Raw genomic sequence first — 16964 nt, forward strand, 5'->3', positions numbered from 1 at the left:
GTGTATTGAGTTTTACGATTGTGCAAACATGACAGGCAGATCCCGCTGCTTCAAAACAGTCTGGAGCCTGTCAATTACAATTTTATCAAGTGAAGGATCAGCATAGGCGCATTCCAGTACATGATCATTTTTCAGTTCATCCATTGGTTCTTCCTCAGTGCGGCTGATCCGTTTTCCGATTCTCAGTTGTGTCGGTTTCATGATCGAAGCGATAATGACAGCATTCTTTTCATCATCAGAGGTGCCCGCACATGCAATGCCGCGCAGTGCCCCAAGAACATATACATTGCCGGTCGCTGACACCGTTCCACCGGGATTCACATCGCCGATCAGGAGAAGATTTCCCTCAATACAAAGAACTTGTCCCGAACGAACCACACGGGCCACCGATACCAGTCTCTCCTTCACACGTTTCTTTTCAAATTCCTTAACAGTCATCACATTTGATTCAATTGATTCAACTTGGAGGCGATCAAAGGAACGAACCACGTCAATCAACTCTGATCGCTGAGACTCACTGATATAGCGGTTTCCCGTCTGGACTTTAACCGAGATTATCGGGCCATCCTTGTAAAGATGGCGATTGACCGACAGCTTCTCCTTTAGCTCATCGATCAGCGCATCATACGCGCATGTTTCATCCATCACGAGAACAAGGCCGTCTTTTCTGCCTTTCATCGTAACGAGTGGCTGGCTGTCAGACATGGGAATCATTCACCTCAATATGTTTGATATTCAATAAAGAATGCTGAAAATCCTTCTCTTATTTTTCCTAAGTTTCTATGAAAATAAAGAAAACTTGGCAAAGCCAAGCCTCTGGCGCAGGCTGAGCCTTAGTTGTGATGGTCATGGATGGCCTGCCGAACATGCCACAGAACGTACTTCCGCAGGATGCTGTGACTTCGACGTTGTGCACAGAACGTGCACGTTCTCAGTTGAAGATCTGATGTCTGTTCGGCCACTTAACTTTAATCCCTTAAATTTTTATATTTTATTAAAGTGTAAGAAAAGTTTCTGAGAAACCCTTCACAATCTAAAAATTCGCAGGTAACAGCCACAGAAGGCCCGCTATCTATTTACATCCGTTTCCCTTATTGACGTTAGAAAGCTCCGGAAGGGCAAATAGACAATCAGCGCAAAAACAGCATTCAGGCCAAGGGTCGCCGGTATGCGCCATTGTAGTAATTCATTAAGCGACTGATGTGTCAGTCCAATCATAACATAAATCAGATAGACCTCTGTCTGGAGGAAAAACACGCCAAAAGCAGTCAGAACAAGCGTCATCACCGCATTCATGTTAACCCATCTCGACAAAGAATAGGTAACATACACAGCAAGTCCCATGCTGAATCCATACACACCGATAACGGAAGTATAGACCAAATCGGTCAACAAGCCAAAGATAATAGCGTAACTGATGCCCCACTGCTCATCAGCGAAAAATGCCACCATGAGAAGAAGCACAAACAAAAAATTGGGAATCATTTGAATATGTCCCCAATTTTCATAAGGAAAAATGTACATCATAATTGTTCCTTCTAATAGGAAAGCGAGAAACAGAAAGATAAAAAGTTTGAATTGCTTCATAGTTTTTACCCCCCCGCGCCCGTGGAACTTTTTTTAATAATTATGACATAGTTTATATTATTGAGATTTGCTGAAGGCTGCACTTCGGCCGACTGAGTCAGTCCATATTGATCTGTTGAGACGGACGTGATTTTCCCAATCATCAGGCCGTCGGGATACGTGCTGCTCAAACTTGAAGTGGTAACGATCTGGCCTTTCTTAACATTGGCCTTAATCGGTATCTTCTGAAACAGCAGCACACCCTTATTCGGGTCATATCCTTCGACCATTCCGTAAGTTTGCGTGTTTTGGATGATTGCCGAGATTTGATTCATATTTTGCGAGTTGGAAATCAACGATACCTTGCTGGTGAAGTTCCCAACGCTGGAAATACTGCCAACCAGGCCGTCTGAAGTTTCAACCGGCATTCCGGCAGTAATTCCGTTGACACGCCCCTTGTCAACAGTCAGTAACTGATTCCACTGGTCAGGTGAACGATCTATAACTGTTGCCGGATATTTTTTATAGCCCAAAGGATCTGGGGAATTTTCAATATTGAGCAGCCGTTTCATTTCGTTATATCGCTGCGATAGGTCCCTGTTTTGCTGTTCGACTCTTGCATAATCTGCAAGATTTGCCTTAAGTTCCCTATTTTCCACGTATGCATTTTTTATATCACTGACATTCTGAAAGAAACCCGCTACATATTGAGCGGGTACATTAACCACATATTGGAACGACCCCACTGTATCCTGAACAAATTGTTCCGGCCAGCTCGAGCGGTTCCCCTGCCGCAGTGAATAACTGATCAGGGCGATCAGAATGATAAGGCTCATGAGCAGCACAATAAGTTTTTTATTTGAAAAAAATGAAGGCATAGAGACACCTGCTAATCCATCACAAATTGATTTACTATAGGGTGTTCGAAGAGTAACCGAATAATCAGCGACGAATCCCTTTGCTGGCTTGTTTCTTCTTCGTCACCTTTTCGAACAGACTCAATAACAGTATAATGGTATTTTTATTTTCTGTTAGAAGACGCGCTAAATCTTGATTTTGAACGGAAAAGATGTATATTTTCCAAAGAACGCCCGGTGCCAATAGCAACGCAATCCAATGGATTCTCGGCAACAATTACCGGCATCTTGGTTTCATCGCTCAGCAAGTGATCGAGGTTGTTCAGGAGCGCACCCCCACCTGTCAGCACAATACCCCGATCCATAATGTCCGCAGCCAGTTCAGGGGGCGTCTGCTCAAGGGTCACTTTGACAGCTTCAACAATTTGCCCGACGGTATCTTTCAAGGCTGAAGCCACTTCTTTTCCAGTCACTTCAATTGTTTTTGGAAGTCCGGTAAGAAGATCCCGGCCCCGGATATCCATTGTTTCACCTTCGACAGAATCTGAGACGCCGGCCGATCCGACCTCAATCTTCAGCGTTTCCGCCGTTCTTTCGCCAATCATCAGGTTATATGTTTTCTTGATGTACTGAACAATCGCTTCGTCCATGTCATCCCCGGCAACGCGGATCGATTGACTGGTTACAATGCCGCCCAGCGAGATAATGGCAACTTCCGTTGTTCCGCCCCCGATATCGACAACCATGCTTCCCGTTGGCTCCCAGACTGGCAGATCCGCGCCCACCGCGGCAGCAAATGGCTCTTCAATCGTATAAGCCTCGCGGGCACCCGCCTGCTTTGTTGCGTCCTCCACAGCCCTTTTTTCAACTGCAGTAATTCCTGACGGCACACAAACCATAACATTAGGTTTGCGCGAAAAGATTGAGCGCTGTTTCTGCGCTTCATTAATAAAATATTTCATCATTGTTGCGGTCGTATCAAAATCGGCAATAACTCCGTCCTTCATCGGACGCACAGCAACAATGTTTCCCGGCGTTCTTCCGATCATATTCTTTGCAGGGGTACCGACCGCTTCAATAAGACCCGTATCAGTATGCAGAGCCACGACAGACGGTTCGCGAACAACGACCCCTTTTCCTTTAACATATACAAGCGTGTTCGCCGTACCCAGATCAATCCCCATATCTCTTGAAAATCCGCCAAACATCTATGTAATCTCCCTTCAAGTTGCAGAACTCATAAAATTAATTATATCTTACTTAACACTAAAATTATAGTGGGTGTTTCAGGAAGTATGCAAAAATCATTTCCCGTTTATCCGTATTTCACTGTTTCCATCGTTCATTCCATCGTATAATTTCTACATCATACCCTTTTGTTTCAGGCTCGTGAACTTTCTGTCACCGATCACAATGTGGTCCAGGACTTCGACACCGAGCATTTTCCCGCACGAAACCAACCTTTTGGTCACGTCAATATCCTCCCGGCTGGGTGCAGGATCGCCGGATGGATGATTATGGAAGCAGATCATTGCCGCAGCAGAATAGCGGACCGCTTCTTTGAATATTTCGCGGGGGTGAACAATAGAAGAATTCAGGCTGCCGATAAAAATCGTTGATTTATGAAGCACCTGGTTCTTTGTATTGAGAAACAGTACCACAAAATGTTCTTGTTTGAGCGAGCGCATCTCCTCCATGACAAAGTTTGCCCCATCTTCAGGAGATCTGATCGTGTACCGTGAATCGCGCGGAAGCCTGACCATCCGGTTCCCGATTTCAAAACTGGCCAGCAGTTGAACAGCTTTAGCTCTTCCGATACCCTTTATTTTTTCAAGTTCTTCAACACTCGCCTCTTTAAGAAAATCCATCCCACCAAAATGGCTAATCAGCCTCTCGGACAATTGAAGGACAGATTCGCATCTTGAGCCGGAACGAAGAATGATCGCAATCAGTTCCTGATTAGAAAGTGCACCTGCGCCATCCAGCATCAGCCGCTCACGAGGCCGATCAGCATCCGGAACATCCTTCATCATGACATGGTTTTTCAATTTAATTCCCCCCTGATTTGCAGCCGGTAAAACTGCCTGATTGCACGTTTTCATAAACATAACGTTTTTCGGCTTTTATTGCAGAGGGGAAAAATCGAAAAATCAACTTGTCGGGAACTGTCTTTTACTATTTTCGACGGGAATTCAACATTTATGACAATAAATACTGAATTCCCGTCGATTATTTTTTTCTTGCCGTCAATGGATCAGAATCAAGTTCTGGTATAGGGCGACCATCTCCAGTGCCGACTGCTGCAACCTCTCATCATTTTCTCCGCTTTTCGTATGCTGCAGTGCCTGGGCCTGAGTTACTGCTTGCCCGGCCACCGTCTCCATGTTGCCGACTAACATTTGTTCGCTGGCGTTTTTGGGACCGGGGTCCGTTCTTTTCCAATCGTCAAGTATGCTTACCATCTGACGTACCGTTTTATCCGAAACATTCTGTCCACCGGAATTTTCCTCTGCAGCGGTAAGAAGTGTCTGGACAAAAGTTTTTGCTTTTAACGTCAGGATGGCCTGTTTGTCGTTTTTCAGTACCTTCGACGAATTCTGAACCTGGATCTGAAGATATTTTTGATAGGCTGGGATGTTCCGGTTCTTATAATAATTTTCCAGTTGTCCCGCTCCTTTTTTTGAAAAGGCACCACCAATCAGAACAGCCGTCGGATTGTTTCCAGCAGTCAGCGCTGAAAAGCCCTCTCTTCTAAGGTTGCCGGCTACTTGAGAGGCTCTTTCTTTTGTTGAGAAAACACCGGTTTGAATAACATAAATGGAAAGCTCAAGACTCTTGCCCGTTATTTTTCCGGACGGTACATTTATAGAAGATGTGCTTAGTCGCTCACTCCATGCCGCACTTCCCGTGTTCCCTTTTCCTGAAAAGGCTGTTAACATCGTCAGGCCGATGACCAGCCCGATAACGATCGCAGCCGCGCCCGGGAGCCAGAAATGGCTGATTATCTTTAATATCTGTGACGCTCTGAATGTCCGCTTCCTGCCGCGGATCGTTTTATTTTTTTGATAATGAGCCAAATACCCCGGTTGATCGACAATTGATGCTTTGCGTTCCGCTTTCTCGGAAGATGTGCGATTACTCTCCGGTAATCGTTCCCTTTCAGCAGCTGTTTCTTTTTTTACCCACTGTTCCAGGCTATGTGCTTGACCATTGAATTTGATAATCACGTCAGGCTTGTGTCTGTTTTCCCTTTCCACGGCGTTCCCCCCCTTTTATACTGGCAGGACTACTTCGGCAAGGGTAACATAATTCATTTAAAAAGGGACAAGACTTCTGTCGTCTTGTCCCAACTTTTTTTCGCTATTTTTTTTACACTTTAAGCAGTACAAAATTTCGGCAGATTATAAGCCTCTGGCTTCGCCTGAAGGCTTGCCAATCGGCAGGTTTTCTTTATTTGGCAGTTATCTGAACATAGCGGGCAACCCGATTTTTACCTTTCCTTTTCGCACCGTTATACATCGCATGATCCGCGTTATTGATTAATTCCGCAGGCCCGGAGGCATCGTCTCTGGCAGTGGATAGACCAATACTGATCGTGATATGGATCTGTTTGTAACGATGTTCGTTTTCAATATAGATCATGAAAGGCTCGGTTGCAACAGACTGACGGATGGATTCTGCGACCGCAAAACAGATGTTGCGGTCCATATCCGGCAGAAGCACAGTGAATTCCTCACCGCCATACCGGGCAATGATCCCTTTGTCACCGACCGTGCTGCGCAGCCGGTTTGCTACCCCGACAAGAACCGCATTGCCGTTTTGGTGCCCATACGTATCATTCACGGCTTTAAAATCGTCAATATCCATCATAGTAACAGAAAATGTACTCAGTGACAGATCATTATACAAGTGATCCAGCGCATTCATCAAATACCGATAATTAAACAGATCGGTCAAGGGGTCTCGTTCGCTTTCTTTTTTCTGGATTTCGAAAGTTCTCGCATTCTCAAGCGCGATCGCCAGAAAATCACCCACAATCTCCATCCCGATACGGTAAGTTTTCGTATACGCTTTGTTCAGATGCGAGGCCATCGTCAGAACGCCAATCACTTGTCCGTGATACATCATGGGAACGGAGAGAAAAGATTTTGCCCGACCGTTAGAAAGGGCATATAGAAAGGGATACATGTCCTGGTTCCTGATCCCGATCATTGCTCTTCCCTGTCTATAGACATCAAAACTGATATCTGCTTCCTGGCGGAAAGGAACAAAATTCTCAGAATCAAACTTTCTATATAGACGAATGACTTTTGGTTTTTCCGGATATCGATAACTAATAATATACAAGTAGTCCGCAGGAAGCATTTCAGGAATTTTGCTGAACAAAAGATCAACGACATGATCAACTGATAATTCCTCAGTCAGTTTCTGCCCGAGATGATTGACACGTTGCAGAAACTTGATCAAATCCTGACTCGTATTGATCAGCCTGATGATGATCGAGAGGGCAACCATCGGAATTGCAATAATAAACATCCCGTCAATGCCCCTGGTTGAGTACATGAAATAAAAAGCAATACCGAGCGGCATCATCAGGAATGTGACCCCAGCCTCCCAGATCATATCCATGTCAAACCATTTATTATTTCCCGGCGTCTTAAGCAGCCATCGGCGGAACGAGTACAGAACAAGCTCATTGACCAGATAACCTGCCATATAAAAACCGATGACCGGGATAAGGTTGAAGGAGAGCAGCACATGTGCAATGCTTTCCGTCTTCCCGCCAAGGCCGTAATAAGCTCCTGCTGCAGAAACCGAAACAGCCAAAAACATAATAGAATTAATAGGAATACGGTACAGGTCATTCTTGCTGAGCCTCTGGGACAAAAGATAGACAAGAATACCAAACTGAGTCATCACTGCTTCGACAAAAAGACCGAAAATGAGGAATGCGGATAAGCCGATGCCCTGCAAGACGATGATATCGGTACCTTGAACTCTGAAGCTGAAAAGGGCGGTAATCATAAACACAATGCAAACAGTTAGGACAGAAGATAATGTATCATTTTTCGGTGGGTCTGCAAGGTAAATCAATGGCAGAAACACTGCCGCAATGATAAACCAGACTACCCATGTCGCTCTCGTCTTGGCTTTGCTCAATCGCACCTCCTCCTTTTCGTTAAGACGTGCGATGAAAAGGCTAAGTAAATCATACTTTTTTACTAAGTTTATTGTATCAAAAGCAGCCCTATATTGACAGTTTTTTCGAAACTTTCGATTCTTCAATATATATTAAACTTTTTCCTGGACTTTTGCATGATTAATTTGTACGATTATGTTTTATTTTCCAATTTTTTCTTTATTTAAAAATTTTATTCTTAAAGTACTTCGGATTGTTTCACTGCATCGGCATTGTTTTTATCTAACAAAAAATGCCTGATTGCAGCGATAAAATAGAGTGAACCGCAGATCAGAAGCATTTCCCGATCCCCTGTTTCAGCAACCAACCGGCGAAACGCATGCTCCCAGTCAGGATCTTCAATTTTATTCTTGTTCAGAGACGCATCATAAAGCAGTCTGCTCGCTACAGCGCGCGGATAAGAAAAAGTAGTCAGTGTAATCTCCGATGCCGCTGTTTCAATGATCCGAACCATCTTTTCATACTGTTTGTCCTTGAGCGCTGCATAAAGCACACGGACGTTGCGATCCGGATAGTAACGGTTTACAGTTGCGACTAACGCTTCAGTGCCCTGCACATTATGTGCGCCATCAATAATAATCAGTGGCTGCTTTGACATCAGTTCAAAGCGGCCCGGCCAAGCTGTTTTCTCCAGTCCGGCACGAATTTCACTTTCTTCCGCCGGTATTCCATAATAAGTTTTCAGATAGTCAACAACCATAAGCGCTGCGGCGGCATTCTTCAACTGATGCCCGCCTTTCATCCGCAAAGTCAGATCCCGCGTGTGCAGGTAAATGCTGTCAAAGTTAAAATGCTCACCCGCTTCGTCATGCCCTAAAGAATGCACGTGAAATTCACTGCCCAGCGCATAAAGTTTCGACTGTTTTTCCACTGCTTTAGCCCGGATCACCTTAAGTGCATCCGGATGCTCCGCAGTGGTTATAATGCCAACGCCGTTCTTTATGATGCCTGCCTTTTCACCCGCAATGCTCGTAATCGTGTTCCCAAGCTGCTTCATATGATCCATGGCGACATTCGTAATCACTGAAACAAGGGGGTGAATAACATTTGTAGAATCCAGTCGACCGCCGAGACCCACTTCATAAATCACCAAATCGCAGGGATTAAGCTGGCTGAAATAAACAAAACTGAGCATGGTCACCGTTTCAAATTCGGCAGGCAGACCAAGATCTGTTTCTGCATCAACCGCTTTGGTCAGCGGATAGACGATATTTGCTGTTTTAACCAGATCTTCATCACTGATCGGAACGCCGTTAACCATGATCCGCTCATTAAAAGAAGTGATATAAGGTGAAATAAAAGTACCTACTTTCAGCCCGGTTTCCTGATAAATATGGCGCAGATAGCAAACGGTCGACCCCTTGCCATTCGTACCGCCGACATGAATCGTACGGATACGGCGCTCCGGATTCCCGATCTTTGCCAGCATCCATTCCATTCTCTGAGTCCCCGGCTTCATACCATGCGGTATCAGTCCGTGAATCCATTCAAGTGTTTCCTTAATCGTTGTAAACATGCTCTGGTTCAACTCCCCAATAATCAATAAACGGCAGCGGGATCATCACCCGTCACCGTTTATTGTCTGTCAGCAAACATTGATTGTCCACTGTCAGGCTCTTAATTCAGCAATCCTCAATTTGATTTTATCACGTTTTTGCAAGTAATCCTGCTCTTTTTCCCGCTCATTGGTGACAATATTTTCCGGAGCCTTGTCAACAAAGCGCGGATTGCTGAGTTTCTTCTGAACGCGTTCAACTTCCGCATCCATTTTTTCAAGTTCTTTCCCAAGCCGTCCGATTTCATCTTCAATATTGATTAGCCCTGCAAGTGGAAGATAAACATCTGCCCCTGAAACGACTGAAGAGACGGCTTTTTCCGGCGCCTGAACGCCGGTTCCGATCTTCAGTGACGACGGGTTGCAGAACTTTTCGAGATAATATTTGTTCTCGTTCAGTATTTCCGCGTTTTCTTCCGTTTCCGTTTTAATCAGTATATCGACCGGTTTTTTAGGCGCAACATTCTTCCCCGAGCGGATATTGCGCACCGAACGGATGATATTCTGCAAAAGACTCATTTCCGCTTCTGCGTGATTATCGTTCCAGCTGTCGACAACCCGCGGCCAGTCGCTGCGCATAATCGTTTCACCCTGATGCGGCAGATGCTGCCAGATTTCTTCGGTGATAAACGGCATAACCGGATGCAGCAGCTTGAGGATTTTATCGAGAACATAAGTCAGAACCGACTTTGTCGTTTTTTTCGCTGATTCATCGTCTCCGTAAAGCGGCAGCTTCGCCATTTCAATATACCAGTCGCAGAAATCATCCCAGATAAACTGGTAGAGATAACGGCCAGCTTCGCCAAAATCGTAGCTTTCGTACAGTGCCGTGACTTTTTTGATCGTCGCATTGAGCCGCGTCAGTATCCAGCGGTCAGCAACGGATCTTTCGCCAGTAAAATCAAGATCCTCAATGGAAAACTCATCAAGGTTCATGATCACAAAACGGGAGGCGTTCCAGATCTTGTTAGCGAAGTTCCAGTTCGCTTCAATTTTGGTCCACTGGAAGGTCAAATCCTGCCCCGGTGTCGTGCCGGTAGCCAGTGTATAACGCAGTGCATCGGCTCCATAACGTTTGATGACATCCATTGGGTCAATGCCGTTGCCGAGGGATTTGCTCATTTTTCGCCCCTGTTCATCACGGACAAGCCCATGAATCAAAACATCGCGAAACGGGCTCTTACCGGTGAACTCGGATGACTGGAACATCATCCGGGCAACCCAGAAGAATATAATGTCATAGCCGGTGACAAGCGCATTCGTTGGAAAATAGCGTTTAAAATCCGCAGTATCCTCGTCTGGCCAGCCCATTGTTGAAAACGGCCACAAAGCGGAGCTGAACCATGTATCCAGCACATCATCATCCTGCTTCCAGTTTTCAATGTCCTTCGGCGCTTCAAGGCCGACATAGATTTCACCGGTTTGCTTGTGATACCAAGCGGGAATTCTATGGCCCCACCAAAGCTGCCTCGAAATGCACCAGTCACGAATATTCTCCATCCAGCGCTTATAAGTGCCCTCAAATCGTTGTGGGATAAAATTGACTTTGTCATCGGTCTTCTGCATCCTCAATGACGTTTCGGCCAACGGTTTCATTTTGACAAACCATTGCGTCGATAGAATCGGTTCGACCACGACACCCGTACGCTCCGAATGGCCGACCGCGTGTGCATAGTCTTCTACATAAGCCAAGGCACCAGCATCCTTAAGGTCTTCGACGATCTGCTTGCGGCAGTCATCACGATCCAGCCCCTGATATTTCCCGGCGTTTTCATTCATTTTTCCAGTTTCATCAATAACCAGAATCCTCGGCAGATTATGGCGATTGCCGACTTCAAAGTCATTCGGATCATGTGCCGGCGTTATTTTGACTGCACCTGTTCCGAATGAACGATCGACATAGCTGTCGGCAATAATCGGAATTTCACGGCCGACAATCGGCAGAATCACCGTTTTGCCAACCAGATCCTTATAGCGCTCATCGTCCGGGTGAACGGCAATAGCCGTATCGCCGAGCATTGTTTCAGGCCGCGTCGTTGCGATCTGAATAGATCCTGATCCATCTAAAAGCGGATAGTCCACGTGCCACAGGTGGCCCGGAATTTCCTTATAGATAACCTCGATGTCGGACAGTGCCGTTCTTGCCGCCGGATCCCAGTTGATAATGTAGGCGCCGCGATATATCAGGCCTTTCTCATAAAGTTGAACAAATACTTTACGCACAGCCTTGGAAAGGCCTTCATCAAGCGTAAACCGCTCTCTGGAATAGTCCAGAGACAAACCAAGCTTCGCCCACTGTTTCCGGATGAAGTTGGAGTATTCTTCCTTCCATTCCCAGGTAACTTCAAGGAATTTCTCGCGCCCCAGATCATAACGCGATTTGCCTTCCTTGCGCAGCTTGGCGTCGACTTTCGCCTGTGTTGCGATGCCCGCATGGTCCATTCCCGGAAGATACAACGCGTCGTAGCCCTGCATTCTTTTGAAACGGATCAAAAGGTCCTGCATCGTCGTATCCCACGCGTGGCCGAGGTGCAGTTTTCCCGTAACATTCGGCGGCGGGATAACGATGGAATAAGGTTTCTTTGCCGGATCGCCGTCCGCTTTAAAATATCCTTTCTCACGCCAAGTCTTATACCATTTTTCTTCGGTCTCGCTTGGATCATATTTTGTGGCCATTTCCTTTTCTTGTGCCATTTTTACCACCCCTTTACAGAACTAAAAAAGAGCGTTCTTCATCGCAAGGACGAAGAACGCTCCGTGGTACCACCTTTATTTGCGCCAAATCAGCCGGCGCACACTTAAACATTGATAACGGTTTTCCGGACTTTCCTACTCAGCTTGCGCCTTTCAGAAAGACTGCTCAAGGGCAACTTCCACTCCGCCAGCTTGAGAAGCCTTTCAGCGCATCAGCTTCCCTCTCTTACAGAAGGAGTTCAGGAACTCCTCTTCCAGCTTAAAGACGTGTACTACTCCCTGTCTTAGCATTTAAATATTATATACGCATAGATCATACGTGTTTAATCATCATTATACATATTTTCACTGCTGTCCGTCAATGTTTCAAAGATATTTATCACACCCGCCTATTGCCGCTCATAAACTGAGAACAAAAGAAAATCATCTCATAGGGACGGAACAACTGCTGCCTGTATCATGTGATGGGTCTGGTTTTCACCATTTTGTGAAGGGCATGTCTTTTCGTTAAATGTTCACGCGGTTTAATTGGATTTCCAAAGTTTTATTCTATCCACTAGAGGGGAGTGGCCGGATTGTTTAAAAAAAATCACTTTTCGCCTTTCTTTAAAAAATGCCGTGAAGGTCTCAGCATCATCGTTCTCCCGCTCGCTCTTTTTCAGCTGGTCCGGGCGATCTTTATTCCAACCACCTTTGATGTCCTGCTTGCTGCGATCCTTTTTTTCATTTATGTCTGTTTTCTGAAAAAATGGTTTTGATCACGGGCTTTCGCTTTCAGCTTCCTTTTCCTGATCCGAACTTTCCTTCTCTTTCTTCTCTTTCAGATAAAGTTGAAAACAGTGGAGCAGATTTCCCTGGGCTTTGCTAAAGTCCGTCCAGCGCCGGATAAACCAAAGTTCATCTTCCGAATGCTCCGAAGTATAGCGGCCCATTAAATCAGCAGGCACTCTGGGACAGAGTAAAAAGTGAAACAAAAATGCCGTTTCCTGATCCGTAAGCGGGCAGACATCAATATAGGAGCGGAGCAGTCCGTCCCATAGCTGCCCGTCCGCCGGCAGAATCATATTTGCCTGCTCGACCATCATTGCCGTTTCAATAATGAAAAAATCATCCCGGCATTCTTCAAAATTGGTCAGGCAGCTTCTTTCTCCTGCAATCAGCAGATGAAGAGGGCTCAACCGCCCATGGCATAATGCACGGCGCAGGCCTTTGCCTTTCCCGTTCTCATCGTTCTCCGGACCCTTGGAGAAATAAGCGGCGGCCTGCTCCAATGAACCTAGATAGCTGCCGGCAGAATTCAAGACGATTTGCTCGAAGGGAGATGGATAAATGTGATGTTCTGCACGGTTCAGGAACTGTTCCCATTCCATTTTTCTCGCCGTCACCACTTGCAGTGCCGTCTTGAAAAGCGCATCGGCGCTGCTTTCCGCCTGCATCGTTTGCCGGTGCATCTGTCCGGCTTTGACAAATAGACGCCGATAACGTTCCACAGTATCCGATTCAGGAACTGTTTCCTCGACCCAAGGCAATATATAATAACAGGTGTCTTCACCGGTAATGATCAGATCGCCGTATTTAGACGGCAAAGGGCAAACCGCATCAAAAACCAGGCGGTGCGCCAATGAATAAGCAGTCTTAAGATGCCCAATCTGATCTTCGCTCAGCTGTTTGCGTTTCAGAGCATAGCTGCCGTTTGCCGTGTTCACTTTGACTATTGGTTCTCGGATTTCCACACGGACAGGAAAGAGATCGTACTGAAAAAGTATACGGTTAATTTCTATACTCTGCTCAGTAGGCAAAAAAGGTCACCTTCCTCCACGTTCAGCCCGTTTCCGCATAAACAGATTGAAACAGACTGATAATCCGTGTTTTTTGATCCCATATTTTCTTAAATCCATCCGTATTCTGTTCCGATGCTCCTTCATCTCTGAACATCGAAGCGGCCAGGCTGAACCATTCCCTTGGTTCATACCAGGCCGCCTGCAGCAAATCCGCTGTCTGCCTGTCAGGCACACCTTTTTCCTTCATGCGGCAAAACAACCTGTGCAGACAGCCTTCTCCTTCATGCATGGCGGATCCAAGGAAAAAGTCAGCAAGTTCCGTGTATCCGCTGACTGCACCGCATTGGCCGATCTCAACAAACAAAGTTTCAAGCAGTGCCTTGCTTTGCCGGAATGAAAAATCCTCAGGCAAAATAAACTGCCTGCCGCGCGGCGTATGCCTGCTTCTGAGCATATCGCTCTGATACGCCCGTTCACGAACCTCAGGATAACAGAGCCGCGCCATTTTCCCTGCAGGGCCATTGAATGCACCTGATTTCTCTGCCTGTTCGTAAACTGCTTCAGCCCTTGCCAGTGCAGAAATTCCCTCTGGTTCTGAAACTGCGCCGCGGCTTTTCATTACCAATGAGGCGATGACCTCTGCCCAATCCTCTTCATAGCCGGATAATTCTGCTTTTCCCAGCGGGGCGTCATGGCATGTGACTGCAAATCTACCGAATCGGATAAAAGGGCTCCCGGAAACAGTCACGTACATTCGATCAATAAAATAGCGGCTGCTGAGCAATTGCCGGCGCCAGTCCATATGTTGGCGAAGAAGCCGTTCATCACCCCAGAAGCGGATCCGTTTCAGCCCCCGTTCCGTCCCAATCAGCATTGGACTTTCCCGGGCTAGACTCAGATCGCGGAAATGGTAGCCGTTCTGAAGTGTCGAGATCAGCAAGGCTGCTTCATCATTCATCCTTGCTCCCCTTCGCCACTTTCGGAATATAAAGGAGCTCGCCCGGTTCAATACTTGCAGAAGCCAGGGCATTTTTTCTCAACAGACTGGTGACCGGAACATGGTAACGTTCTGAGATACTCTCCAACGATTCACCTGTCTGTACGATACAGATTTTCACCCTTGTTTTCTGATCGGATTCATCTCCCGCGAGCACTTTGGTCAGATACAGGCTGTTCGCTTCACTCTTACTTTCGCCCGGGCCGGAGTCCGCAACATTATTTTGATTACCGGCTTCATCTACTTGATTCACCGGCTGATCTCCCTCAGGCCGTTCGGAAAAAGCAACGAGAGGGGCCGTCCCGACTTCTTCCGGCGCTTCCGGTTTGCGAAAGGCTTCATATTGAAAATCTGTCAGGCCTTCTTCATCATCATCCTGACGGTCAGTTGGCATCTCATCGTATTCGCCCGAGAAGATTTCTTCATCATATACGTCCGATGCATCCGGGCCTTCCTCTCTTTTTCCCTTTAAAAATTTTGCAAAACCTTTTTCCGCCTTTTTTTTAGGTTGATTGGGACCAGGCTGATTCTGATCGGTCGGGAGTACCTGTGCTTTTCCAGGGGCAACGACTGCACCTTTCTGATTATCCTTTTTTGCTGCAGTTTGAACTGGTTTCGCATTTTCTTTTTTCGCCGCTGGCTGGGCAGATTTCACGTTTTCCTTCTTCGCTGCCGGCTGGACGGGTTTCACGTTTTCTTTCTTCAACGCTGGCTGGGCAGGTTTCACGTTTTCCTTCTTCGCTGCCGGCTGGACAGATTTCACGTTTTCCTTCTTTGCCGCCGGCTGGACAGGTTTCACGTTTTCTTTCTTCGTCGCCGGTTGGACGGGTTTCACGTTTTCCTTCTTCGCTGCCGGCTGGACAGGTTTTTCGGCCTTTACCATAGGTTTCTCTTTAGGCACAGGGGCTTTCGGTTTTTGAACCGGTTTTTCCTTTCTTTCCTCTGGTGTCTGTGGATTGGTCAGTCCTGTAATGGCAATATCCGCCTGAAGCTGAATATGCCGGTGCTCGGCCAGTTCGTAATCAAATGATTCAATCACGACGTACAAATTTTCCAAATCCGGTACACGATCCGAGGGAATCGTGATATCGATTGGGAAATGATGCTCCAGAACCGCCGTCCCTTCATTTGTTTCCATGATTTCGTCAATCGTCCGGAAAGGAGCGGGTTTGATTTCATCGGGTTCCACCGTGCTTTCCGATGGCTTGTATTCACCGGTCAACCGCAAATACCCTTTAATGGTCACGTCATTCCAGTTTTCCTCAACTGCAATGTCCGGTTCAAGAGCCATGGACAGGATTTCTTCGGCAGGCGCGTCGTCCCTCAGCCATACCGATTCATTTATTGAAAACTGCAAGCGATCATCCGAAGATTGAGACATGCTTTCCACCCTCTCATCCATTCTTAATACAGGTCTATGCATCAAGCAGGGATTTATGCGCAAACGATGATTGTAGAATGCACGGCGGCTGGAAAAACGGTCAATTCATTAAAAAACAGATGATCAGGAAGGTTCGGCTTTTTTCTCAAGGTAAACTCCCTCATCCTTTTTCCATTCACAATAAAAGATATCCTTGACGTGATCAATATGGTGCTTGCGAAGCTCATTCTGCAGCCATTCCTCATTCAATCCGGCTTTTTTCAGATTATCCCAGTCCACTTCACCGTCTAAAATGATTGTGACGGGCAGGTAGACCGGTTTTTGCGGCTGCTTCATATCCTCATTTGTTGGATTGGCATATTTCGACTTTTTAAGAACGCTGACAGTGCCATCGGTTTCCAAAATGGCATAGGCCACCTCACGGACCGAAAAAACATCTTTCTGTCGCAGCAGATTCTGCAGCATATTCAGATCAAGCTTCTCTTTTTTCATCTGCTTTCTATCAAGATGGCCGTTGCGTATAACAATTGAAGGCTTTCCTTCCAGAAAGCCCCGCGTTCCCCGGAACTTCTGCGTGCACCATTCGACGATGTAGATCAGCAAACCCCAAAGTGTAATGGCAAACAGAATCGATTCAAGGCCGGTATCTTTGTCATACAGCGCGTTACCGACAAATTCACCCAGAACGATAGCTGAAATGAAGTCAAACGCCGTGACCTGAGAAAGCGTTGCTTTGCCAAGAATTTTTGTCAATGTGAAAAGTGCCGCAAACCCAACGACGAGCTCAATTGCTATCCGTACGAAATGCATGTCTAACCCACCCTCTGAAAAATTGGTTATGTATACTTAGTGTTGCTTAATCAGCAGGAAATATTTATCTTGTTTTTTGGCGCTCACGTCAAAATGAAGTTCACGTATAAAATTCAGCAACCA

Annotated in this window: 14 protein-coding genes and 1 other annotated feature; of the genes, 1 reads left to right on the plus strand and 13 read right to left on the minus strand. The window is 46.3% G+C overall.

From position 1 onward, the window contains the following. Positions 1–12: 12 nt before the first annotated feature. The 9 genes from minC to COP04_RS14860 form a co-directional block, all read right to left on the minus strand. A complete protein-coding gene (minC, locus tag COP04_RS14820; protein ID WP_100488714.1) occupies positions 13–705 on the minus strand; it encodes a septum site-determining protein MinC in 693 nt (230 codons plus the stop codon). Between the two features lie 363 nt (positions 706–1068). Beyond that, positions 1069–1587, minus strand: a complete 519-nt coding sequence (gene mreD, locus COP04_RS14825) for a rod shape-determining protein MreD (protein ID WP_100488715.1) — start codon at positions 1585–1587, stop codon at positions 1069–1071. Positions 1588–1592: 5 nt separating this feature from the next. Then, positions 1593–2444 carry a rod shape-determining protein MreC gene (gene mreC, locus COP04_RS14830; protein WP_100488716.1) on the minus strand — a complete coding sequence of 284 codons (852 nt, stop codon included), beginning with the start codon at positions 2442–2444 and terminating at the stop codon, positions 1593–1595. 143 nt (positions 2445–2587) lie between these two features. Then, positions 2588–3631, minus strand: coding sequence for a rod shape-determining protein (locus COP04_RS14835; RefSeq protein WP_100488717.1), 1044 nt, complete (start codon positions 3629–3631; stop codon positions 2588–2590). A gap of 153 nt (positions 3632–3784) precedes the next feature. After that, positions 3785–4456, minus strand: a complete 672-nt coding sequence (gene radC, locus COP04_RS14840; RefSeq protein WP_193437476.1) for a RadC family protein — start codon at positions 4454–4456, stop codon at positions 3785–3787. A 213-nt stretch (positions 4457–4669) separates the two neighbouring features. After that, the gene (locus COP04_RS14845; RefSeq protein ID WP_100488718.1) at positions 4670–5680 is read right to left on the minus strand and encodes an SPOR domain-containing protein; all 1011 of its coding nucleotides are present in this window, start codon (positions 5678–5680) and stop codon (positions 4670–4672) included. Between the two features lie 193 nt (positions 5681–5873). Next, the gene (locus tag COP04_RS14850) at positions 5874–7583 is read right to left on the minus strand and encodes a sensor domain-containing diguanylate cyclase (protein WP_100488719.1); all 1710 of its coding nucleotides are present in this window, start codon (positions 7581–7583) and stop codon (positions 5874–5876) included. 218 nt (positions 7584–7801) lie between these two features. Beyond that, positions 7802–9139 carry a bifunctional folylpolyglutamate synthase/dihydrofolate synthase gene (locus COP04_RS14855; RefSeq protein WP_100488720.1) on the minus strand — a complete coding sequence of 446 codons (1338 nt, stop codon included), beginning with the start codon at positions 9137–9139 and terminating at the stop codon, positions 7802–7804. Positions 9140–9232: 93 nt separating this feature from the next. Beyond that, positions 9233–11872: a valine--tRNA ligase gene (locus COP04_RS14860; protein ID WP_100488721.1), complete on the minus strand. Its 2640-nt coding sequence runs from the start codon at positions 11870–11872 to the stop codon at positions 9233–9235. 42 nt (positions 11873–11914) lie between these two features. Further along, positions 11915–12167: a binding site (T-box leader), on the minus strand. A 271-nt stretch (positions 12168–12438) separates the two neighbouring features. Here COP04_RS14860 and COP04_RS14865 point away from each other — a divergent pair. Beyond that, on the plus strand, positions 12439–12630 hold the full coding sequence (locus COP04_RS14865; protein WP_239984894.1) for a hypothetical protein: 192 nt from the start codon (positions 12439–12441) through the stop codon (positions 12628–12630). Here COP04_RS14865 and COP04_RS14870 read toward each other — a convergent pair whose 3' ends face one another. From COP04_RS14870 to COP04_RS14885, 4 genes are all read right to left on the minus strand, one after another. Beyond that, a complete protein-coding gene (locus COP04_RS14870) occupies positions 12631–13671 on the minus strand; it encodes a protein kinase family protein (protein WP_239984895.1) in 1041 nt (346 codons plus the stop codon). It lies immediately after the preceding gene. Positions 13672–13693: 22 nt separating this feature from the next. Next, on the minus strand, positions 13694–14611 hold the full coding sequence (locus COP04_RS14875) for a hypothetical protein (RefSeq protein WP_100488723.1): 918 nt from the start codon (positions 14609–14611) through the stop codon (positions 13694–13696). Next, positions 14604–16031, minus strand: coding sequence for a LysM peptidoglycan-binding domain-containing protein (locus tag COP04_RS14880; protein WP_100488724.1), 1428 nt, complete (start codon positions 16029–16031; stop codon positions 14604–14606). The genes COP04_RS14875 and COP04_RS14880 overlap by 8 nt, the downstream gene beginning before the upstream one ends. Positions 16032–16154: 123 nt before the next feature. Further along, positions 16155–16841: a DUF421 domain-containing protein gene (locus tag COP04_RS14885; RefSeq protein ID WP_100488725.1), complete on the minus strand. Its 687-nt coding sequence runs from the start codon at positions 16839–16841 to the stop codon at positions 16155–16157. Positions 16842–16964 lie beyond the last annotated feature (123 nt).

The sequence above is a fragment of the Sporolactobacillus pectinivorans genome, from assembly GCF_002802965.1.
In the GTDB taxonomy this organism is placed as follows: Bacteria; Bacillota; Bacilli; order Bacillales; family Sporolactobacillaceae; genus Sporolactobacillus; species Sporolactobacillus pectinivorans.

Excerpts from the sequence above, each read along its gene's own strand:
- minC (WP_100488714.1), bottom strand. The coding sequence starts at position 705 with ATGTCTGACAGCCAGCCACTCGTTACGATGAAAGGCAGAAAAGACGGC.
- mreD (WP_100488715.1), bottom strand. The coding sequence starts at position 1,587 with ATGAAGCAATTCAAACTTTTTATCTTTCTGTTTCTCGCTTTCCTATTA.
- mreC (WP_100488716.1), bottom strand. The coding sequence starts at position 2,444 with ATGCCTTCATTTTTTTCAAATAAAAAACTTATTGTGCTGCTCATGAGC.
- COP04_RS14835 (WP_100488717.1), bottom strand. The coding sequence starts at position 3,631 with ATGTTTGGCGGATTTTCAAGAGATATGGGGATTGATCTGGGTACGGCG.
- radC (WP_193437476.1), bottom strand. The coding sequence starts at position 4,456 with ATGATGAAGGATGTTCCGGATGCTGATCGGCCTCGTGAGCGGCTGATG.
- COP04_RS14855 (WP_100488720.1), bottom strand. The coding sequence starts at position 9,139 with ATGTTTACAACGATTAAGGAAACACTTGAATGGATTCACGGACTGATA.
- COP04_RS14860 (WP_100488721.1), bottom strand. The coding sequence starts at position 11,872 with ATGGCACAAGAAAAGGAAATGGCCACAAAATATGATCCAAGCGAGACC.
- COP04_RS14875 (WP_100488723.1), bottom strand. The coding sequence starts at position 14,611 with ATGAATGATGAAGCAGCCTTGCTGATCTCGACACTTCAGAACGGCTAC.
- COP04_RS14880 (WP_100488724.1), bottom strand. The coding sequence starts at position 16,031 with ATGTCTCAATCTTCGGATGATCGCTTGCAGTTTTCAATAAATGAATCG.
- COP04_RS14885 (WP_100488725.1), bottom strand. The coding sequence starts at position 16,841 with ATGCATTTCGTACGGATAGCAATTGAGCTCGTCGTTGGGTTTGCGGCA.